The 21463-nt window shown below is 38.0% G+C and carries 19 protein-coding genes; 3 read left to right on the forward strand and 16 right to left on the reverse strand.

All coding sequences use genetic code 11. From position 1 onward, the window contains the following. Nucleotides 1–236 precede the first annotated feature (236 nt). Nucleotides 237–1169: a Na/Pi symporter gene (locus P9E47_RS07585; RefSeq protein WP_003332313.1), complete on the forward strand. Its 933-nt coding sequence runs from the start codon at nucleotides 237–239 to the stop codon at nucleotides 1167–1169. 289 nt (nucleotides 1170–1458) lie between these two features. Here P9E47_RS07585 and deoC read toward each other — a convergent pair whose 3' ends face one another. The 13 genes from deoC to gpr form a co-directional block, all read right to left on the reverse strand. Further along, complete coding sequence (gene deoC, locus P9E47_RS07590) at nucleotides 1459–2130, reverse strand: deoxyribose-phosphate aldolase (protein ID WP_326163154.1); 672 nt, start codon at nucleotides 2128–2130, stop codon at nucleotides 1459–1461. Between the two features lie 82 nt (nucleotides 2131–2212). Beyond that, complete coding sequence (mtaB, locus tag P9E47_RS07595) at nucleotides 2213–3568, reverse strand: tRNA (N(6)-L-threonylcarbamoyladenosine(37)-C(2))-methylthiotransferase MtaB (protein ID WP_326163025.1); 1356 nt, start codon at nucleotides 3566–3568, stop codon at nucleotides 2213–2215. A 4-nt stretch (nucleotides 3569–3572) separates the two neighbouring features. After that, nucleotides 3573–4325 carry a 16S rRNA (uracil(1498)-N(3))-methyltransferase gene (locus P9E47_RS07600; protein ID WP_326163027.1) on the reverse strand — a complete coding sequence of 251 codons (753 nt, stop codon included), beginning with the start codon at nucleotides 4323–4325 and terminating at the stop codon, nucleotides 3573–3575. A 14-nt stretch (nucleotides 4326–4339) separates the two neighbouring features. Continuing rightward, nucleotides 4340–5287 (reverse strand): 50S ribosomal protein L11 methyltransferase, encoded by a 948-nt coding sequence (gene prmA / locus P9E47_RS07605; RefSeq protein WP_326163028.1) that lies wholly within the window; start codon nucleotides 5285–5287, stop codon nucleotides 4340–4342. Between the two features lie 124 nt (nucleotides 5288–5411). After that, nucleotides 5412–6533: a molecular chaperone DnaJ gene (gene dnaJ / locus P9E47_RS07610; protein WP_003332308.1), complete on the reverse strand. Its 1122-nt coding sequence runs from the start codon at nucleotides 6531–6533 to the stop codon at nucleotides 5412–5414. A gap of 172 nt (nucleotides 6534–6705) precedes the next feature. After that, the gene (gene dnaK / locus P9E47_RS07615; RefSeq protein ID WP_326163030.1) at nucleotides 6706–8544 is read right to left on the reverse strand and encodes a molecular chaperone DnaK; all 1839 of its coding nucleotides are present in this window, start codon (nucleotides 8542–8544) and stop codon (nucleotides 6706–6708) included. A 55-nt stretch (nucleotides 8545–8599) separates the two neighbouring features. Further along, nucleotides 8600–9205, reverse strand: a complete 606-nt coding sequence (gene grpE, locus P9E47_RS07620; RefSeq protein ID WP_326163032.1) for a nucleotide exchange factor GrpE — start codon at nucleotides 9203–9205, stop codon at nucleotides 8600–8602. Between the two features lie 91 nt (nucleotides 9206–9296). Continuing rightward, the gene (gene hrcA, locus P9E47_RS07625; protein ID WP_003332304.1) at nucleotides 9297–10331 is read right to left on the reverse strand and encodes a heat-inducible transcriptional repressor HrcA; all 1035 of its coding nucleotides are present in this window, start codon (nucleotides 10329–10331) and stop codon (nucleotides 9297–9299) included. A gap of 80 nt (nucleotides 10332–10411) precedes the next feature. Continuing rightward, nucleotides 10412–11551 carry a radical SAM family heme chaperone HemW gene (gene hemW, locus P9E47_RS07630; protein WP_326163033.1) on the reverse strand — a complete coding sequence of 380 codons (1140 nt, stop codon included), beginning with the start codon at nucleotides 11549–11551 and terminating at the stop codon, nucleotides 10412–10414. 55 nt (nucleotides 11552–11606) lie between these two features. Continuing rightward, complete coding sequence (lepA, locus tag P9E47_RS07635) at nucleotides 11607–13445, reverse strand: translation elongation factor 4 (RefSeq protein WP_039957603.1); 1839 nt, start codon at nucleotides 13443–13445, stop codon at nucleotides 11607–11609. Nucleotides 13446–13687: 242 nt separating this feature from the next. After that, the gene (locus P9E47_RS07640; RefSeq protein ID WP_003332301.1) at nucleotides 13688–14038 is read right to left on the reverse strand and encodes a YqxA family protein; all 351 of its coding nucleotides are present in this window, start codon (nucleotides 14036–14038) and stop codon (nucleotides 13688–13690) included. A gap of 26 nt (nucleotides 14039–14064) precedes the next feature. Beyond that, the gene (spoIIP, locus tag P9E47_RS07645) at nucleotides 14065–15210 is read right to left on the reverse strand and encodes a stage II sporulation protein P (RefSeq protein ID WP_039957610.1); all 1146 of its coding nucleotides are present in this window, start codon (nucleotides 15208–15210) and stop codon (nucleotides 14065–14067) included. A gap of 105 nt (nucleotides 15211–15315) precedes the next feature. Next, nucleotides 15316–16434, reverse strand: a complete 1119-nt coding sequence (gpr, locus tag P9E47_RS07650) for a GPR endopeptidase (protein WP_003332299.1) — start codon at nucleotides 16432–16434, stop codon at nucleotides 15316–15318. Between the two features lie 174 nt (nucleotides 16435–16608). Here gpr and rpsT point away from each other — a divergent pair, with 174 nt between their 5' ends. Beyond that, nucleotides 16609–16875, forward strand: coding sequence for a 30S ribosomal protein S20 (rpsT, locus tag P9E47_RS07655; RefSeq protein WP_003332298.1), 267 nt, complete (start codon nucleotides 16609–16611; stop codon nucleotides 16873–16875). Nucleotides 16876–17005: 130 nt separating this feature from the next. Here the strand turns inward: rpsT and holA are convergent, their stop codons facing one another. Then, nucleotides 17006–18028, reverse strand: a complete 1023-nt coding sequence (gene holA / locus P9E47_RS07660) for a DNA polymerase III subunit delta (RefSeq protein WP_003332297.1) — start codon at nucleotides 18026–18028, stop codon at nucleotides 17006–17008. Between the two features lie 318 nt (nucleotides 18029–18346). Here holA and P9E47_RS07665 point away from each other — a divergent pair, with 318 nt between their 5' ends. Next, nucleotides 18347–18478, forward strand: coding sequence for a YqzM family protein (locus P9E47_RS07665; protein ID WP_003332296.1), 132 nt, complete (start codon nucleotides 18347–18349; stop codon nucleotides 18476–18478). Between the two features lie 99 nt (nucleotides 18479–18577). Here P9E47_RS07665 and P9E47_RS07670 read toward each other — a convergent pair whose 3' ends face one another. Both P9E47_RS07670 and P9E47_RS07675 read right to left on the reverse strand, forming a co-directional pair. Then, the gene (locus tag P9E47_RS07670) at nucleotides 18578–20902 is read right to left on the reverse strand and encodes a DNA internalization-related competence protein ComEC/Rec2 (protein ID WP_326163034.1); all 2325 of its coding nucleotides are present in this window, start codon (nucleotides 20900–20902) and stop codon (nucleotides 18578–18580) included. A gap of 24 nt (nucleotides 20903–20926) precedes the next feature. Then, entirely contained in the window at nucleotides 20927–21394 is a 468-nt protein-coding gene (locus P9E47_RS07675) for a ComE operon protein 2 (RefSeq protein WP_003332294.1), read from the reverse strand. Nucleotides 21395–21463: the final 69 nt, after the last annotated feature.

The raw sequence follows: 21463 nt of genomic DNA on the forward strand, positions 1-21463 counted from the left end.
ATTTCCCTCCCTCCGAAAAACCAATAACACCTGACATGTTTTAAAGAATCTATTACTTTTTTAAAAGACATGTCTTTTGCCATTATATAATAAGGATGTGCCTTTTTCAACTATTAATATTTATTTCAAATGTTTATAACAGTTTTACGTCTGCAAATTTTGACCTTTGTCGAAAAGTAAAAGTCATGTCCCATGCATCCTGTCCATACAATGGGTGATGAGGATGGTGACTTGGTATGATTAATATTATTACTCAATTTGCAATTTTTATTGCAATTTTTTTATATGGAATGACTGTTATGAGAATTGGCCTTTATAATCTTTCTCACAAAAGGCTAAAGCAAGTATTGGTGAATATGACGAGCACACCATTAAAAGGCATGATTATTGGGACGCTCATTACAGCCGTTTTGCAAAGCAGTTCTGCCGTAATGGTTATTACGATCGGCTTTATTGCGGCTGGATTGTTAACATTTAAGCAATCCATCGGCATTATTCTTGGGACAAATATCGGGACAACAATCACAACTGAATTTATCACTATTGATCTAATATACCACGCAATCATGCCTTTATTATTGATAGGGGCGCTTTTATTATTTACCAGAAAACTGCTTTCTTTTAATATTGGCGCAATATTATTTGGACTTGGCTGCCTTTTCGTAGCGATGAATGGGTTTGAAACACTAGCAAAGCCTCTTTCAACGATTCCCGTTATTCACTCATCAATTGAGTTATCAAACGAAAATAATTTAATAGGTGTTGGATTAGGTACATTATTGACCGCCGTTATTCAATCCAGTTCAGCTACAACAGGCATCATCATGGGCTTTATGAGCGAAAATTTAGTAACGCTATCTTCAGGAATTGCCATTGTTCTCGGCGCTAACATTGGGACGTGTGTGACAGCCTTTATTGCAAGTATAGGGGCGAATGTTGAGTCAAAGTTAGCGGCTTATGCACATATTTGGTTAAACGTCTTTGGGGTTATTTTATTTTACCCTTTTATAAAATTCCTGGGTGCCGCTGCTGCAATGGTAACTAGTCTGCCAGATGTACAGCTTGCCCATGTTAGTGTGATATTCAATGTTCTGTCTTCGATTATTGCTTTGCCGCTGGCAGGATTGTTGGCGAAGTTTATTTTGAGGATGCATGGGAAGCAGGCGTAGGTGAGTGCGGCCTCCTGTTATCTACCATTAATTATGAGCCCGAAACCATTTGGTGAGGATAAAATTAATTTTTCTACTATCAAACGCTGGGCTGGAGTCGTTTTGTAAGGATAAACATGAGTTTTCTATCATCAAACGTGGGGTCAAAACGGTTTCGTGAGGATAAATGCAAGGTATCTACCATCAAACACGGAACCAAAGACGTTTCGTGAGGATAAACGCAAGGTATCTACCATCAAACGTAAGCATCAGGCTGTTTGATGGTAGATATTTTTTGTTCTTCCATTAATTAATAGTTTGCATCAGATTGCTCGCCTTTTACGATCACTATTCCTGCACTGGCTCCAATTCTTGTCGCACCGGCTTCTATCATTTGAAGTGCTCCTTCACGGTCACGGACACCGCCAGAAGCCTTTACTCCGATGTTAGGGCCTGCGGTTTCACGCATAAGCTTAATATCCTCAACCGTTGCACCGCCTGTTGAAAACCCAGTAGAGGTCTTAACATAATCAGCACCTGCTTTAACAGCAAGCTTGCAAGCTCGAACCTTTTCTTCCTGTGAAAGGAGACTTGTCTCAATAATTACCTTAACTAGTGCTTTCCCACTAGCGGCTTCAACAACGGCACGAATATCTTGTTCAACTAATTCGTCATTTTGATCTTTTAGGGCACCGATATTAATAACCATATCAACTTCAGTAGCACCTTTTTCAATTGCATCCTTTGTTTCAAATGCTTTTGTTTCTGAGGTAGAAGCCCCTAATGGAAACCCGATGACAGTACACACCTTTACTTCCGAACCTTTAAGTCGTTCAGTTGCTGTTTTGACCCATGCTGGATTTACGCAAACTGAGAAAAAGCCATATTCCTTCGCCTCATCACACAGCTTTACGATTTGTTCCTTTGTTATATCTGCTTTTAATGCAGTATGGTCGATCATTTTTGCAATATTAACAGTCATTAAACCCAATCCTTTCATATCAGCAATTAAAAACAGCAAGATAAAAATTCTACCTTGCTGTTATCATCTCTTAATTCTATTATTACCCTATTTTCACTTTTTCTTCAATCTCGTCCGAAACGACACTCACAAATTCACCTTCGCTGTACGGGTAGCCGACCTGCGTAATTTTTACTTTTACGATTTGACCAATCATATCCTCTTTACCAGGGAATACTACTTTTAAATAGTTGTCAGTATAGCCAACGTAAAGGTCGGTGCGGTCCGGTCCTTCTGTAAATTGCTCTTCTGGAATTACCTCTAAGATATCGCCTTCGTAGCTAGATGCATATTCTTTTGCTAATTGGTCTGATAATGATATTAGTCGGTGAACTCTATCATTTTTAATCTCTTCATCCACTTGGTCCTCCATACGTGCGGCAGGAGTACCTGTGCGTTTAGAATATGGGAATACATGCAATTCAGAGAATTTATTATCACGGATTAAATTATAGGTTTCCATGAATTCTTCTTCTGTTTCGCCAGGGAATCCAACAATCACGTCTGAAGTAACAGCTAATCCTGGAAGTGCTTCTTTCAAACGATTAAGACGATCTACATAGAATTCTGTTGTATATTTACGACGCATCCGTTTTAACACGGAATCAGATCCAGATTGCAATGGAATGTGTAAATGGCGGACAATCTTTTCTGATTTATCAAGAACGTCAATCACTTCATCCGTAATTTGGCTAGCTTCAATAGATGAAATACGAATACGTTTTAAGCCGACAACCTTTTGGTCCAATTCGCGAAGAAGCATTGCAAAATTATAATCCTTCAAGTCCTCACCATATCCACCTGTATGGATGCCTGTTAAGACAATTTCTTTATAGCCAGCATCCACTAATTGCTGTGCTTGTTTAACAACATCTTCTGGCATTCGAGAACGCAAAAGCCCACGAGCCCACGGAATGATACAGAAAGTACAGAAATTGTTGCACCCTTCTTGAATCTTTAATGATGCCCGAGTTCTATCTGTAAACGCTGGAACATCTAGTTCCTCGAAAACTCTTGCTTTCATGATATTGCCTACACCGTTGATTGGCTCACGATTCTTTTCATATTGACGTACATATTCAAGCAACTTTACACGGTCTTGTGTACCGATTACGATATCCACACCTGGAATATCTAAAATTTCAGCTGGTGCTGTTTGTGCATAACATCCTGTTACAGCTACAACAGCATCAGGATTTTTGCGGATTGCTCGTCTAATAATTTGACGACTTTTCTTATCACCTGTATTTGTTACAGTACATGTATTAATAATATAAACATCTGCTATTTTCTCGAAATCTGCACGTTCATAGCCAGCTTCTTGAAATAGCTGCCAGATCCCTTCTGTTTCATAATGATTTACTTTACATCCTAATGTATGGAAAGCCACTGTTGGCATATGATCACCCCAATAATTCAGTATGGTAGGAAACAGCTGCTAGTAGATATAGAGGGGCTGTTTCTGTTCTTAATATTCTTTGACCAAGACTACAAGATATAAACCCATTGTTCCGTAACTCAGAAACTTCTTCTTCCGTTAGACCACCTTCCGGTCCAATGACCGCTAATAAGGAATCACCACTCGCTAATTTAGACAAAACAGAAAAAAGATTGCTCTTTTCACCAAGCTTTGCGTCTTCCTCATAAGCTACAATTTTATATGTGTAATTTTTGCTTTCATTTAAAAGAGTTTTAAAGTTTACTGGCTCATTTATTTCCGGAACTTTAGTACGATGGGATTGCTCCGCCGCTTCTTTTGCTATTTTCTCAAGCCGTTCAACCTTTTTTCTCCCCTTTTTTTCATCCCACTTCACAATAGAGCGCGATGCAAAAAAAGGCAGAAAACAATGGGCACCCATTTCTGTTCCTTTTTGTACGACTAGTTCCAATTTATCACCTTTTGGTAAGCCCTGTGCAATTGTTACAAATACAGGCAGTTCCTTATTCTCATCTATCCATTCTACTATAGAGGCGAAACATAAGTCATCAGTAATTTCTTGGATTTCACAGCGGGCTACTTGTCCATCTTCCGAGCAACAAATAATGTTTTCTCCAGGCTTCATCCTCATGACTCGTGATATGTGATGGGCATCTTCACCGCTAATCTCTATTTTATTCTCTGTTATTTGATCATTTTTCACAAAATATCTTTGCACAGGCTCTCACCTTCTTACTGGTCATTATTATTTTTTGAAATAATTGCTACCCAATCTTCAATTTGCAAAATCTCTTCAATAGTAAACCCGGCCTTTTCTAGGTTACCCACGATATCATCCTGCTTGCTTTTAATGATCCCGGATGTGATGAACAGTCCATCTTTTTTCAACCTTTTAGCTGCATCATCAATAAATAGCAAAATAATTTCCGCCAAAATATTAGCAACAATCACATCTGCTTTTCCGCTGATATTTCCCAATAGATTGTTCTGCCTCACTTCTACAATATCATCGGTTTGATTAAGTTCAACATTCATCTTGGCACTGTTGACGGCAACTTCATCAAGGTCGTAGGCATCTACCTTTCTTGCTCCCAATTTAGCAGCAACAATGCTTAGTACACCTGACCCGGTACCCACATCAATAACATGTTCTCCTTTTTGAATGACCTTTTCAAGCGCTTGAATGCACATGACCGTAGTCGGATGGGTTCCGGTTCCAAATGCCATCCCAGGGTCAAGCTCAACGATGATTTCATCCGACTGTTCCGGTTCATATTCCTCCCAGGTTGGGACAATCGTTACCTTCTCAGAGATTTTTACCGGATGATAATATTTTTTCCATGCTGTTGACCAGTCTTCTTCATTTACTTCATTAATCTCAACTGTATTATAGCCAAGATCAATTCCATATTGGGTAAGGTTTTTAATAGCTTCTTTAATAGATTCTACTGTTTCTCCAAAGTTGCTTGTTACAGGTAGATAAGCTTTAACAATTACACCTTGTTCGGGATAATCGTTTGGATTGAGAGCATAGATTTCACCAAATTGCTGTTCTCTCACTTTGTTTAGGTCGGCTGGATCTTCAATCGCAACCCCGCCGGCACCTGCTTCATGAAGAATATTAGAAATTGGTTCTACAGCCTCTTGTGTTGTATGTATACTCATTTCAGACCATTTCATCTTTTAAACACTCGCTTCTTATTTGTTTAAAGGCTATTTCAAAGGTGTCTAACATCCATACAGGATACTACAGATTTTCCATGTTTGATGTGATGTTTAACACAATTTGAAATAGCCTCAATTGTTATCCTTTAAATGCTCTTTTTACTTTAGCAAAAAAGCTATCCTCATGTTCGGCTGGAGCTTCATCACCAGTAAGTTCTGCTAATTCGCGGAACAACTCTTTTTGACGATTACTTAGCTTTGTCGGTGTAACAACACGAATTTTAATATGTTGATCACCTTGACCATAGCCCCTTACATTCGGAACCCCTTTGCCTCTTAGTCGGAAGTTGGTGCCCGTTTGTGTACCCGCAGGAACTTTTAATTTCACCTTGCCATGAAGGGTTGGAACTTCAATTTCATCGCCAAGCGCTGCTTGAACAAAAGTAATTGGCATTTCACAATAAATATCATCACCATCACGTTCAAAAAACTCATGTGGCTTCACATGGAAGACAACATATAAATCCCCTGAAGGCCCTCCATTAATACCTGGTTCCCCTTGACCGGAAACACGCATTTGTTGGCCCTCATCAACGCCGGCAGGAATTTTTACGTGAATTTTTTTACGTTTCTTAACCTTTCCTGAACCTCCACATGTAGAACACTTGTCTTTAATCATTTTTCCAGTACCATTACAATAATGGCAGACACGGCGATTGACAATACGACCAAATGGTGTATTTTGTTCCACATTCAATTGACCTGAACCATTACAATGTGAGCACGTTTCAGGTTTAGTGCCTGGTTTCGCACCACTGCCATGACAGGTGTCACATTCTTCTTCCTTTGGAATCTCTAAATCTGTTTCTTTTCCAAAGGCCGCTTCCTTAAAATCTAATGTCATTGTATATTGAAGGTCAGCACCTTGCCTTGGGGCATTCGGGTCACGTCTTCTTGATCCTCCCCCACCAAAAAACATATCAAAAATATCACCAAATCCTCCAAAGTCGGCGCCTTCGAAACCGCCAAAGCCACCTTGGTTCGGATCCGCATGACCAAATCGGTCATAACTTGCCCGTTTCTGATCATCACTTAAAACCTCATATGCTTCTGCAATTTCTTTAAACTTTTCAGTAGCGTCCGGTTCTTTGTTCACATCTGGGTGATATTGTCTTGCAAGCTTACGATATGCCTTTTTTATCTCATCTTTAGAGGCATCCTTCGCCACTCCGAGGACTTCATAATAGTCTCGTTTACTCATATCATATCCACTCCCAAAAATCCCGTTCTATTCTTATCTGCATAACGATTATGATAACATTTTTAAACTACACTATGCAACTTTACAAACTTTGACAATAAAAAGGTCAAAGCCAAGGTAGCCCTGACTTTGACCGTTCAATCTTACGCTTAGACATACTTGGCGTATTCGTTTATTTCTTAGCTTCTTCCTCATTTACTTCAGTAAATTCTGCATCTACGACATTATCGTCTTTTGCGCCAGCCTCTGCACCTGCTTGGTTAGCCTGTGCTTCTTGTGCTGCTTGTTCATAAAGTTTTACTGAAAGCTGTTGGACAACTTCTTGTAATGTATCTTTTTTCGCACGCATTTCGTCTAGATCATTCTTTTCGATTGCCTGTTTTAATGCATCTCTTGCTTCTTCGGCCTTCTTCTTGTCAGCCTCATCAACCTTGTCACCAAGATCTTTTAATGTTTTATCAGTGGCAAATACTAGCTGGTCTGCTTCATTGCGAAGTTCAGCTTCTTCTTTGCGCTTTTTATCAGCCTCAGCATTTGCTTCAGCTTCTTTAACCATTCTATCAATTTCATCATCAGATAAACTTGTTGATGATTGAATTGTGATAGATTGTGCTTTACCAGTACCTTTATCTGTCGCACGAACATTAACAATTCCATTCGCATCAATATCGAAGGAAACTTCGATTTGTGGAATTCCACGTGGTGCTGGTGGAATATCTGTTAATTGGAAACGGCCTAATGTTTTATTATCAGACGCCATCGGACGTTCCCCTTGAAGAACATGGATATCCACGGCTGTTTGGCTGTCGGCTGCTGTAGAGAAAATTTGTGACTTACTAGTTGGAATCGTTGTATTACGATCAATCAGCTTCGTAAATACACCACCCATAGTTTCAATACCTAATGAAAGTGGAGTTACGTCAAGTAATACGATATCCTTCACATCACCAGTTAATACCCCACCTTGGATAGCAGCACCAAGTGCAACTACTTCATCAGGGTTTACACCCTTACTTGGTTCTTTACCAACTTCTTTTTTGATTGCTTCTACCACTGCTGGAATACGTGTAGAACCACCTACTAAAAGGACTTTATCAATTTCACTCTTCGAAACACCCGCATCTGAAATGGCTTGTCGTACTGGCCCCATAGTTCTGTCAACAAGGTGTGCAGATAGTTCTTCGAATTTAGCACGAGTTAAATTCATTTCTAAATGTAGAGGTCCAGCTTCACCTGCAGTAATAAATGGTAATGAAATTTGAGTAGAAGTCACTCCTGATAAATCTTTTTTCGCTTTTTCAGCAGCATCCTTTAAACGTTGCATTGCCATTTTATCTTTTGAAAGGTCAATGCCATTTTCTTTCTTAAATTCCGCTACTAAATAATCAATAACTACTTGGTCGAAATCGTCTCCACCAAGACGGTTATCCCCTGCTGTTGATTTTACTTCAAAGATACCGTCACCAAGCTCAAGGATGGATACGTCAAAAGTACCGCCGCCAAGGTCATAAACTAAAATAGTATGGTTTTCATCTTCTTTATCAAGACCGTAAGCTAAAGCAGCAGCAGTCGGCTCGTTAATAATACGCTCAACTTCAAGACCTGCGATCTTACCAGCATCTTTAGTCGCTTGACGTTCTGCGTCATTAAAGTAAGCAGGAACCGTAATAACGGCTCTTGTAACAGGCTCGCCTAAATATTGTTCTGCAGTTGATTTTAAATTTTGAAGAATAATCGCAGAAATTTCTTGTGGTGTATAGGCTTTGCCTTCAATTTCTTCAGTTTTGTAATTTGTGCCCATATGACGCTTAATTGATAAAATTGTATTCGGATTAGTAATAGATTGGCGTTTTGCCACCTCACCAACTTGACGTTCACTATTCTTAAAGGCAACAACAGATGGAGTCGTACGGTTTCCTTCTGGATTAGGAATTACTTTAGGCTCTCCACCTTCCATTACAGCGACACAAGAGTTTGTTGTTCCTAAATCGATACCAATAATTTTGCTCATAAAAATGTCCTCCTCAAATCTTCGAAATTTACTCTTCTATATATTCTACAATTGATTATTGATTAACTTTGACCATTGTAGGACGGATAACACGATCCTTCAAAATATATCCCTTTTGCAGTTCATCTACAACAATATTTGACTCATAATTACTATCTTCCACTTGCATTACAGCCTGATGGAAATTTGGGTCAAATTCCTTGCCAACAGCATCAATGATATCTAATCCTTCTGTTTTCAAAGCGTCAAGCAATTGACGGTATACCATTTCTACACCTTTGAGCAATTGTAATGTCTCCTCTTCCTTCGCTTCGATATTCAATGCTCGATCGAAATTATCAAGAGCCGGAAGAATATTTTCAATCAGGCTTTGGGCGCGGTATTTTGCTGCTGCTTCCTGGTCCAAACGAACCCTGCGGCGGAAGTTTTCAAGATCCGCTTGCAGCCGTAAAAGACGACTTTGTCTATCATCTAGCTCCTGCTGTAATCTTTGGATTTCCAATTGTTCTGGAGACACCTCGTTTACTTCCTCTTCTTGGATAGATTCCGCCTGATTATCCATATTTTGTTCAGTTGATTTAGTGACAGAATCATTATTTAGAGCAGCTTTTGCTACCTTTTCGTCATTTGCCTCTTCTTGCGAATAGTTTTTATTAACCATTCGTTTCACCTCCCGCAAACTAGCTTTTTTTATGTAAGTAGAAAAGCCTATAGAAGCTTTTCTATCAATCTTCCCTTTACCAATATGACCATTACTTTTCGTTTTGATACAAGGAAGTTAATGCCTTTGATAAATCTTGAGAAAAGATGTTTAACAACGTTATTACTCTTGCGTACTCCATTCTTGTTGGTCCCAATATTGCAATTGTCCCCATTGGTTCATTCCCTATTGAATAAGTAGCTGTTATAACGCTGCAATCCTGCATTTCCTGCATCTGATTTTCTTGACCAATTTTTACTGTGATTCCTGTACTCGTTGATTTAAACAAATTATAAATAACACTTTCTTGTTCGATAACTGATAACAGGGAACGAATCTTCCCGATATCATTAAACTCAGGCTGGGAGAACATATTCGTTTTCCCGCCATAAAAGACTTTTTCAGCCTTTGTATGACCGAACAAATTCGTTAATAATTCGAATACGCGGTTATGATCATAAAGATTCTTCTTAATAATCCCAACAAGTTCCTTTTGAACGCATTCTTGCAATTCGGCTATCGGACACCCCTTCAATTGCTCATTAAGAATATTAACAAGCTTTTCTAATTCTGAGGAGTCTAAACCATCTGGAAGTGACAAGGTGCGGTGCTCCACATGTCCTGTATCAGTTACGATAATGGCGACGACACTATCACGATTAAGTGGAATCATTTGAATTTGCTTTAATCGAGTTTCCATAAGTTCTGGGCCTAATACAATGGTAGTATAGTTTGTAAACTCAGAAAGAAGCTTTGCCGACTTTTTCGCAACCATTTCAATTTCATAAATTCTACTATCAAAAAGGGAGCGAATAGTCCCTATTTCCTCCTCATTTATCGATGATGGCGATAACAGGTGATCGACATAAAAACGATATCCCTTTTCAGAAGGAATGCGCCCTGAAGAAGTATGAGGCTTTTCGATAAAACCCATTTCCTCCAAGTCGGCCATGTCATTACGAATCGTTGCTGGACTAAATGAAATATCCTCTTTTTTGGCTATCGTTCTAGAGCCAACAGCTTGTGCAGAGCGAATAAAATCATCAATGATCACTTGCAAGATCAACAACTGGCGTTCTGTTAGCATAGTTTAATCACCTCTGTTAGCACTCATGTACGCCGAGTGCTAATTCTATATAATAAGTTACCAAAACCGAGTGTATATTGTCAACATAAAAAGGATTGGAATACTTCATTCCCTAAAAACAAACCTTTTCTAGTAAGTTTGATTGATTTCGGGCTTTCATCTAGCAATCCTTTCTCAACTTCGGTCATAATTTCATTGCCAAATACACTATTCAAATCCTTTCCAAACTTTTGATAGAATATCTCTTTTGAAACTCCTGAAGTTTTTCTTAACCCGAGAAATACCTCTTCCTCCATTCTTTCCCTCTCCGTTAGCACATTTTCTTCTATATAAGGAAAACCAGTTTCTTTTATTAATGAAATATATTGATTGAGCGGTGCAGCATTTGCCCTTCTAACTCCTTGTACATAGCTATGGGCCCCCGCTCCAATTCCAAAATATTCATCGTTGTTCCAATAAGTTAAATTATGTCTGCTCTCAAAACCGTGCTTTGAAAAATTACTAATTTCATACTGGTTATAGCCATGCGAAGCCATTTCATCCATCAAAACGGTGTACATTTCAACTTCTTCGTCCTCAGTCGGTAAATGCAGCTTTCCTTTTCTCTTCAAATTATAAAAAACTGTTTTTGGCTCTATTTGTAGGGAATAACCGGAAAAATGTTGGACGCCAAGCGATAATGCTTGTTTTAGCGTATCTTTAAAGCCTTCAACGGTTTGACCCGGTAAGCTGTATATTAAATCGGCATTAATATTTTGAAAACCGATTTCTTTTGCTAAAGCAATCGTTTGAAAAACATCGACAGCCCGATGAGTCCGTCCAATTTTTTCTAATAATTCATCATCAAAAACCTGCACACCAAAGCTTAAACGATTCACACCTGCTTCAGCTAATAGGAGTAACTTATCCTTTGATAGATGACTGGGATTAGTTTCAAATGTAAATTCTATTTTTGGATTGATATATTTCCCAAAATGGTTATGGATTCCATTAAGAAAACGATCAAGCTGTTTGACTGTTAAGGAAGTAGGTGTACCACCGCCTACAAAAATAGTTTGTACCTCCTCGGTCTCAAATCTTGCAATGGATAGCTCCATTTCTTTTTCCATTGCCTTTAAATAGTCTTCCACCGGCTGATTCTTAATATAAAATTTATTGAAATCACAATAATGACAAATGTGCTCACAAAAGGGGATATGAAGATATACTGAATTAACCATCCAATCACTCTTTTCATTTAATTCGAAAAAAGGATGGCTATCAAAGCCACCCCGTCTATTTCTTACTATTATTATCATCCATACGTAGTACCGCCATGAACGCTTCCTGTGGTACTTCCACTGATCCTACTTGTTTCATGCGCTTTTTGCCTTCTTTTTGCTTTTCAAGTAGTTTACGTTTCCGTGAAATATCTCCACCGTAGCATTTTGCTAGAACGTTTTTACCTATTGACTTGATTGTTGATCTGGCCACAATTTTCGTACCAACTGCAGCCTGCACAGGCACTTCAAATTGCTGTCTTGGAATAAGCTCTTTCAGCTTTTCAACAATGACCTTGCCGCGATCATAAGCAAAGTCGCGATGGACGATAAATGATAAAGCATCGACTTGCTCACCGTTTAATAGAATATCCATTTTCACTAGTTTGGACTGTTTATATCCTATTAATTCATAGTCAAAGGAGGCGTATCCTTTTGTACTAGATTTTAAAATATCAAAGAAATCATAGACAATTTCTGAAAGTGGCAACTCATAAGTAATATTCACGCGATTTTCATCAAGATACTGCATATCAATAAAATTACCGCGCTTACTTTGACATAATTCCATAACAGACCCAACATAATCATTCGGAACCATTATTTTTGCTTTTACATAAGGTTCAAAAATTCCGGCAATACTTTGGGGATCCGGCATTTTTGACGGATTTTCAACAGTAATTTCTTCGCCATCCGTTAACTCTACTTTATAAATAACGCTTGGTGCTGTTGTAATTAAATCAATATTAAATTCCCGTTCGATCCGCTCTTGGATAATCTCCATATGAAGTAACCCTAAGAAGCCGCATCGGAAGCCAAATCCGAGCGCCTGAGATGTTTCTGCTTCAAATTGAAGGGAGGAATCGTTTAATTCTAATTTCTCAAGGGCTTCACGTAAGTCATTATAATCTTTAGAATCGATTGGGTATAGACCACAGAATACCATCGGATTTAGTTTACGATATCCCGGTAAAGCCTCAGGTGCCGGATTTCTTGCACTAGTAATGGTATCTCCGACTCTCGTATCACTAACATTCTTAATAGAGGCAGTCAAAAAGCCAACATCACCGACCGTTAATTCATCTCTTGGTACGGCCTTTGGAGTGAATACACCAACTTCATTTACCTCAAACTCTTTACCTGTCGCTATCATTCTGATTTTATCGCCGACTTTTACAGTTCCATCAACAACGCGGATATATGTAATAACCCCGCGGTAGGAATCATATAGAGAATCGAAAATCAATGCCGTGAGCGGCGCATCCGGGTCGCCCGCTGGAGCCGGAACTTTTTCAACAATTTGCTCTAAAATATCCTCTATTCCAATTCCGGCTTTCGCTGAAGCAAGAACAGCGTCAGAGGCATCGAGTCCAATTACATCTTCAATTTCCTGGCGAACCCGCTCTGGGTCAGCACTTGGTAAATCAATTTTATTAATTACCGGTAAAATCTCAAGGTCGTTATCCAGCGCTAAATAAACATTTGCTAATGTTTGCGCTTCAATTCCCTGCGCTGCATCAACGACTAGAATAGCACCTTCACATGCAGCTAAACTTCTTGATACCTCATAAGTAAAGTCAACATGTCCAGGGGTATCTATTAGGTGAAGAATATATTCGTTGCCATCTTTCGCTTTATATAATAATTGAACGGCATTTAACTTAATTGTAATACCGCGTTCCCGTTCTAAATCCATAGCGTCGAGAATCTGCTCTTTCATCTCACGTTGTGAAACTGTACTAGTCTTTTCTAGTATCCGGTCTGCTAATGTTGATTTCCCATGATCGATATGAGCAATAATAGAAAAGTTACGAATCCGTTTTTGACGCTCATGTCTAGTTTCTTTATTCATCAAATAACCACTCCTACTAATGTGAGCCAATATATCAAATGCGCCTTGGCGTATTTGTGCCCAGATTTTTTCGAGTTTGCTCAAAAAACTACCTTTGAAAATCTGAGGCATCCGCCGGAGGCTTAACTTTATTCTCTAGAATAAAGTTAAACTGAAGATGATTATAACAATATCTTAAAAAGTATTCAATTAGAAATGCGAAAGGCACGAGGACTTCTTTCCTCATGCCTTTCTGATTGCCTTACTTATGATAAAGCTTTATCCAAGGAACTAACGACTAGATTGGTAAGTTGTTGAAATATGATTGATAACATATCACCGAGCCTACTGCCTAAATTAGAGAGGAAGTGAAATGCCTTCATTTCTTCTAATTTTTTTTGTTTTTCTTCGATATCATGTGCTGTAATTTCTTGACCGAGCACAGCTGCTTCAACTTCACCAGCCTCAGTTTTCTTTAAATGAAAGGCCCCACCAAACGTTTTATCATCGAAGCCCTTCATCTGTAAAAGCCCTTCATTCGCTTGCTGCATCCCGAGAAGAACACCGAAAAATAATGTAATTACTAAAAGAAAAAATTTCAATATAAACTTTTTCATCGTAGATCCCTTCTGTTCATTAACATTTAGCCATTAACTTCTTCGGCTTGCCAATAATATTCGCTAAATATTTCGGCAATTGCTTCCACTGTGCGGTATACTTCTTCCAAGGAGTTTTCTGGACCACCCATTTCAATTAAAATAGCATTTTCAGACAAGTCTTGATTGAATTTCCCATTCGTTCCTTCGCCTTGCTTTTTCGTTACACCTCGACTTAAACCTGGATATTCCTTCTCTAATAAGTTATGCAAATCCGTTGCCATTTTTAGATTTTGTTCGTACTTTGCATGTTCTCCACCAATGATAAAAATCGTTCTCGCATAATCTTTCCCATTAATTTTTGTCGTCGTTATTTTATGTGGCTGTGAATCACGATGAATATCGATAAAGTATCTTAAATCACGATTATTGGCCATCGCATCTTTAACCACTGGTCTTGAGACCTCATAGGACTTAGAATAGTTCAATCCTTTATCAGATAAAAGCTTCGTAATATCAGTTCCTTCAAATTGAGTACCAATTCCTCTATTTTCTAATTCTTTGCTAAGTTTTTCAGCCACAGTCATTACATTCGCTTCATGCGAGTAGGCTTCAGATACTTTTGTGCCTTCAGGCAAGTGTGGTAAGTATGATTCCCTTGAATGAGTTGTATAAATATAAACAACTTTTTTGCCATTTGTCGTCATTGTTGGAGGATTTATATTTTTTGACTCATCCAATTTTTCCAAGCTTTCGATGGAGGCTTCCCGTTCCTGTAAAAGCACCTCCATTGGCGGTGACGATTCAATTGGCATATTCGTATAATTTGTGCCTTGCCCGGCTACGATAATCTCCCCATCAAATAGTGAAAATCCTGGCAGTTCTCTACCAAGCAAACTCCGCGGATCATTAGGGTTGATACTCGTAGCTAATTCAAAGAAAAGAGTGCTAAGGCTAATGGGCGTTCGTTCTGTTTCTTCAAATGCCTGTTTAAAATATTGATTTTCAAAGCCTAGCAAATGAATATAGGCCGTTGTATCTAATTGTTTACTCCATTCATTAATAGATGACGATGATATTCTTAACTCAGGCTTAAGAGCCGTAAGCATGCCAGCAATAACAAACATAACCATCATCGATATCGTAACCATTATAATTGGTTTGATAATTGTGTTCCCATTAAACGAAATCATTAAATTACGCAAGCGCAAACTCTCTCACCCTCCCAAAGCTTCTCTACTAACATTTATGCCCAAGCTTTGAGAGATAGAACCTACAATTTAGTAGTTTAGATATGTTTAATGGGTGTAAGAACCAATATTATCTTGATCAACTTCATAGTGAAGGGCCGCATTCAAACCAGCTGCAACGACATTCGCCATATCCTCGATAAAGACATCAACTTCCTTTGGCGTTACCATTAAATTATGACCAAGCGGTGCGAGTACCTCATGGATTAATTTCCGTTTTTCCTCATCAGGAAGTGTACCGACTAAGCCAAGAAATGAGCGTTTTTCCTCATCCCCAGGCAAATCTTCATCGGTGAGTACTTTTTTCTCACCAAATGTTAAGCTAGCCGGTGCCAGTCTTCTACTAGGCTTATCGCCTTCCTTAAGCTCCCGTCCAAAATGCTTTAAAATAAAATCAATCGTATCGCTAGTAATCGATACAGCGTCTACAACGGTTGGAATTCCAATCGCAATTACAGGTATCCCCAATGATTCTTTACTTAATTCTTTACGTTTATTTCCAACACCAGAACCAGGGTGAATTCCTGTATCAGAAATTTGAATCGTTGCATTCACACGTTCAAGAGATCTTGCTGCCAATGCATCAATTGCGATCACAAAATCCGGCTTTGTCTTTTCGATTACGCCATAAATAATATCACTAGTTTCAATTCCAGTAATCCCCATTACACCTGGAGCTATCGCGCTCACAGAACGGAAGCCCTCCTCTACAGTTTCAGGCTGTAATGCAAATAAATGTCTCGTTACAAGCAGATTTTCAACACAAATTGGTCCAAGGGCATCAGGCGTAACGTTCCAGTTGCCCAATCCAACCACAAGACAGCTGTCCTTATCTTTAATACCAATTTGTTTCATAAATTCACTAAATTCCCTAGCGAAAACTTGTTGTACTTCATCCTGGAGCTCCGTATCCTGCTGTCTAATTCCCTGAACCTCTAATGTCAAATAGTTTCCCGGCTTTTTCCCTACCGTTGTTGCTCCTAATTCAGTTATTTCTACTTTCGAGATTTTTACATTTCCTACCTTTCGTTCTTTAACGATGACTCCTTCTATAGAAGATAAATTGGCATCCTGCTTTTTTTTCTCGTCTACAACCATTTCATGTGCTTCAATAGCCAAATCTGTTCGAACATTATATTTTGATAAATCAAGAGATTGTTGCTCCATCGCTAGTTCCCCCTCATTCTATTAGGTACTGTTAAAATTTAGCTTTTCCCAATTAAAAATAAACATGCATCAAATACTTTTAAGCTCAGAAAGTATTGCATTACCCCATTCATTTTGATAAAATATTGTTTGTTCTATGTGAAGCCGTTATCGGCTTATCAGGAGGTGAAAGGAATGCCAAATATTAAATCTGCTATTAAACGTGTAAAAGTTAACGAAGGACGTCGTGCTCAGAACATCTCTGTTAAATCTGACATGCGTACAGCGGTTAAAAAAGTTGAAACGCTTGTTGTTAATAACGATGTAGAAACTGCAAAGAGCGCACTTATTACAGCTACTAAAAAGCTTGATAAAGCTGCTCGCAAAGGTCTTATCCATAAAAATACTGCGGCTCGTCAAAAATCTCGTTTAGCTAAAAAATTAAACGAATTAAATGCATAATCGTGCCGATTTTAGAAAAACACGAAATTTGCCCATAATGGCAAATTTCGATGTCTTTTCTTATACTGATATCTAAAAGTTTTAATTAAAATCAGTGAAAAAAGAAGCGTCATAAACGCTTCTTTTTTTATTATTTATTCAATTGGAGAATAAACAGCTCTATTAACAGCTTTTTATCCATTTTTCCCGTTTTCATTTTATAATCCATTTCCGCCAGATCATTCATTATTTTTTGCAGCTCACCTTCGCTAAATTTAGCAGCCTGATCTCCAGCGAGTTTTACTCGGTATGGATGCACCTTTAAATAAGTCCCTGTTTGATTTTGGCCATAGCCTCTTTTATATAGCTCTTTTACTTGATATATTAGGCGAAACTGTCCTGCTAATAGTGATAGGATTTTAATAGGTTCTTCTTTTTGTTCTAGTAAATCATAGAAAAACAATAATGCATCCCGGGTTCTCCTTTTTACAATCATATCTATCAGAGCAAAGACATTTTGTTCTAACGTTCTTGGAACTAGATTACGGATGACAGAAGAATCAATTCTAGTATCTTCACCAATATAAAGGACCAATTTTTCTACTTCATTTGCGAGCAGCATTAATTTAGGTCCCACTAACTGAAGGAGTAAATGAATAGCTTCCTCATCTATTTCTTTATCTGCTTCAGTTACTTTATTTTTTATCCATGTACTAATTGCTTTATCATCCATTAAAGAGGTCTGTATGACTTCGCCATTCTTCTTTAGCAGCTTAACAATTTTTTTTCGCTCATCTAGTTTGTCATAATTGCCGGTGAAAATGACAATAGCGTCAGGCGATGGGGAGTCCAAATATTGCTCAAGCCTTTTAAGGTCATGCTCTACCTTCGTTTTATCTTTGTTGCCAGTGAAAAAAACTGGGTCCTTAATAAGAACTACTCGTTTTTCTCCCATAAACGGCAATGTTTCAGCATCTTCAACCGCTACATCGATTGGAACCTCATTCATATCGAATACAGATAAATTGAATTCCCTTTCTTCGAATGACAACGCTGAGTTTATAATTAAGTTGACAGCTTCCTCGATTAAAAATTCTTCTTGCCCATAAAGAACATATATAGGTGCCATTTTATTTTGTTTTATTTTTTTATGTATTTCTTGTAATGCATTCATTAAAGTTCACCTCGAAGATCTTCACATACTTATATGCTAGACGGAAGATGTCGATTTGACAAGAAAATTGAGGTAAAAATACTTGAGAGGAGTTGAAATATTCAACCCCTCTCTTTATAATAAACGTTGAACAGTAAGCCCCGGGATAACTTAACATCCAACGATTGTAACCGTAAACTTATAATGCACCAAAATGTGATAACCTATAGGTGACAACTCTTGTCACTTTAGGAAAAACAAATTATGACTTTTCCTTAATGGAGTAGATTTTTTTCATATATTAGCTTATACTAAAATTGTCAAATGGGAGGGATTCTAGTGAACGTATTTGAAAAAGATGTCCAAAGCAAAAGAAATGATGCTATTGATTCTGGTATGGGTTTCATCTTTTCCTTTGTATTTTTCGCACTAATATTTACTATCGGTACTGTTATTAAGCTTGTAGGATAACAAGGTAACAAGTACATACATTCTTTTTTGAAGGAAGGGGACTGCAATTATATGGCAGTCCTTTTTCTTTGTCCGCTGGATTTTTACTATTAATCTATACTATGGCAGCAGCCATTTAAAGGTTCCTTTATTCCCATTAAATTTATAACAAATTGCACCATTTTCATCCGTTCTGAAAATCATAATATGTTGTTTTTCTAATAATTCAATGACTTTCGGATGTGGATGTCCGAAACGATTATTTTTCCCGACAGAAATGAGGGCAACATTTGGATTTACTTGCCGAGCAAAAAATTTTGAGGTAGACGTCAAGCTGCCATGATGTCCAATTTTTAAAACATCAGCTTTGATATTTGGATACTGTTCTAATAAATTCCGCTCACCTTTTTCTTCCAAATCTCCGGTAAATAGCCAGCGCTTCCCCCCTAAAGCAGTGTAGAGCACAATGGATCGATCATTTTTATTGTCTTCTTTTCCACTTGGACCAACAACATAAAATACAAAACGACCTATTCTCCATGAATCTCCTTTTTTCACCGCTTTCAATGTAATTTTTTTCTTTTCAATTAAAGTATGCAATGCCCTTTCCTCTTCGTTTTTGCTATTTGCAAAATCCACTGTACTTACGAGGATTTCTTTTACCTTAAAATTTTGAATAACAGCTTCGGTTCCACCGATATGGTCAAGATCACCATGTGTTAATATTAATTTATCTATTGTTCGAATCCCTTTAGCTTTTAACAAAGGGGTTATAATATCTTCACCGACCTCAAATGGGTTTTTCCTTTTTTGCCAGTCCTCCTTTGAAAAGGAAATTACACCGCCAGTATCAATAAGGTAGACTGCTTTACGATAAGGAAGTTCGATTAAAATACTATCCCCTTGTCCAACATCAATCATCGTTACTTTTCCCTCATTTAGTAAAAAAGGCGAAACCCAATGATAGCTGGAAACTAAAAGCAGAAAAGCTACACCTTTTTGAAGACTTGCCTTTTGGTTCTTATTTTCCCAAGTAATACAAAAATAAATAATCGCAACATAATAAATGAGGAAGAGCCCTCTCGATGGCTTACCAAAGATTAACGTAAAAGCCGAAACCTTCTCTGTCTGTTCAAGTAATAAATCTGAATAATCGAGAATAGAGGACAGAACCATAATCGGAATTGAAGCAAGCGGTTCATATAGATGACTTGCAATAAAAGAAATAATCGAAAGTGGAAGTATGATGACGGACATTAACGGGACATAAATAAAATTCAACGGCAAGCTTAATACGGAAATTTCAAAGTTATAATTTAGGATTAAAGGCAGGGCGCAAATTTGTGCAATCATTGTTACGGCAACAAGCTGTTTCCAGTAGCTATTATAAGCAGAAATGATCGTAGCAGAGGATAAAATTAAAAACAAACTAACTAAAAATGAAAGTTGGAAGCCGATATCAGTTATATAGTAGGGGTCAATACTAACCATGATGAGAAAAACAATACTAAGTACATCCAATGGCAAAAATTTCGTCCTAAATTGAATGGCGATCATCACAACCATTGCTGCTAAACAAGCCCTAGCAACTGACGGAGTACCACCGGCGATAACCATATAAAAAGGCAACGCAATAAAAAGCAGTAAAAATGTCCGCTCCCTCGTAACTCCAATTCGAACTAAAGTATAAAAAGCAACTGCTACAATCAGAACGACATGGGAACCGGAAATTGCCAACAGATGGATAAGTCCAAATTGTTGAAAGTTATCCTCTACAGCTTGATGTATTTCATTTCTTTCTCCAAAAATTAAAGCTTGTACAAAACCAACTGTATTTCCTGGAAAATGATTCTTTATGTATAAAAGCTCGGCGGACCTCCATTTTTGCAGGGAATATTTCAATGAGGAGGATGGCTGGCATTGCGCGGACTTTAATGAATCGGGTGTAAATATCCAATGGATCTGTTTATTGTATAAATACTTTCGATAATCAAAGGCCATAAAATTCCTAGCCTCTTCCGGTGTTGACAATGTACCCCACAGCTTGCAATCCATGCCAACTTGTAATTGTTGTTGAAGTTGATTTTTTTCTTGCTCTGTTTTAATTCGATAAGATAATTGGAGCTTTTCTTTTGAGGGAAGCTGAAGGATTAGTGTTAACCTGTCTCCGTCCACTTTTGGAATGGACTTAATCGTACCTGAAAGTTTTTTTTCAGTTCCTCTTAATGTTGATCCATTATGTTCGTCAACCCATTGAAACCAAACGGCAAATAAACAAGTGGTAAAGGCGCAAATCAAAAATAATTTTAACTGCCAGTTATGTTTATAGATCAGCCAAATCAAATAAACGAGACTGCTTATGATTGTGAATAAATGAAAGCGAAAGTAGGCAGCCATAATCCCAAGGGCTGCAGCAAAAGCTACGAATATCCATTTCCCTCTCAAGTAAGACCACCTCGCTCTTTCACTTTATTTCTTTCCTCCAAAATCTTGAAAATACGTTGTTATATCTTCCAGTTCGACCTTTTGGACTTTAACATTGGCCTTTTCAAGTATTTCAATTGCATACGGGTGATTTTTATAATCTTCAGCATAGTATAGAGCTTTAATTCCGCTTTGAATAATCGCTTTCGTACAGTGAACACACGGAAAATGAGTTACATAAATTTCCGCACCATCAGTCTGAACACCAAACTTAGCACATTGCAAGATTGCGTTTACCTCTGCGTGAATAGTCCGAATGCAATGGTTATCAATCACATAACAGCCATCATCAATACAATGAGTTTGTCCCGTAACAGAGCCATTATATCCTCCAGCAATAATTCGCTTGTCTCTAACAATCGTTGCTCCAACACGTAACCGTGTGCATGTACTTCGTAATGCTAATAAATGGCTTTGCGCCATAAAATACTGATTCCAAGAAATACGATTCACTAGTAAATCTCCCTTCCAAATAAAACAATGTGCTATTTTATTGTAGCCACGAAAAAAGTGGCTCGTCAA

Origin of the sequence: Schinkia azotoformans (genome assembly GCF_035811335.1) — a bacterium.
In the GTDB taxonomy this organism is placed as follows: domain Bacteria; phylum Bacillota; class Bacilli; order Bacillales; family Bacillaceae_J; genus Schinkia; species Schinkia azotoformans.

What these genes read in the sequence shown, in the direction of transcription:
- P9E47_RS07585 (WP_003332313.1), top strand. Translation starts at nt 237, where the DNA reads ATGATTAATATTATTACTCAATTTGCAATTTTTATTGCAATTTTTTTA.
- deoC (WP_326163154.1), bottom strand. Translation starts at nt 2,130, where the DNA reads ATGACTGTTAATATTGCAAAAATGATCGACCATACTGCATTAAAAGCA.
- mtaB (WP_326163025.1), bottom strand. Translation starts at nt 3,568, where the DNA reads ATGCCAACAGTGGCTTTCCATACATTAGGATGTAAAGTAAATCATTAT.
- prmA (WP_326163028.1), bottom strand. Translation starts at nt 5,287, where the DNA reads ATGAAATGGTCTGAAATGAGTATACATACAACACAAGAGGCTGTAGAA.
- dnaJ (WP_003332308.1), bottom strand. Translation starts at nt 6,533, where the DNA reads ATGAGTAAACGAGACTATTATGAAGTCCTCGGAGTGGCGAAGGATGCC.
- dnaK (WP_326163030.1), bottom strand. Translation starts at nt 8,544, where the DNA reads ATGAGCAAAATTATTGGTATCGATTTAGGAACAACAAACTCTTGTGTC.
- grpE (WP_326163032.1), bottom strand. Translation starts at nt 9,205, where the DNA reads ATGGTTAATAAAAACTATTCGCAAGAAGAGGCAAATGACGAAAAGGTA.
- hrcA (WP_003332304.1), bottom strand. Translation starts at nt 10,331, where the DNA reads ATGCTAACAGAACGCCAGTTGTTGATCTTGCAAGTGATCATTGATGAT.
- hemW (WP_326163033.1), bottom strand. Translation starts at nt 11,551, where the DNA reads ATGGTTAATTCAGTATATCTTCATATCCCCTTTTGTGAGCACATTTGT.
- P9E47_RS07640 (WP_003332301.1), bottom strand. Translation starts at nt 14,038, where the DNA reads ATGAAAAAGTTTATATTGAAATTTTTTCTTTTAGTAATTACATTATTT.
- spoIIP (WP_039957610.1), bottom strand. Translation starts at nt 15,210, where the DNA reads ATGATTTCGTTTAATGGGAACACAATTATCAAACCAATTATAATGGTT.
- gpr (WP_003332299.1), bottom strand. Translation starts at nt 16,434, where the DNA reads ATGGAGCAACAATCTCTTGATTTATCAAAATATAATGTTCGAACAGAT.
- rpsT (WP_003332298.1), top strand. Translation starts at nt 16,609, where the DNA reads ATGCCAAATATTAAATCTGCTATTAAACGTGTAAAAGTTAACGAAGGA.
- holA (WP_003332297.1), bottom strand. Translation starts at nt 18,028, where the DNA reads ATGAATGCATTACAAGAAATACATAAAAAAATAAAACAAAATAAAATG.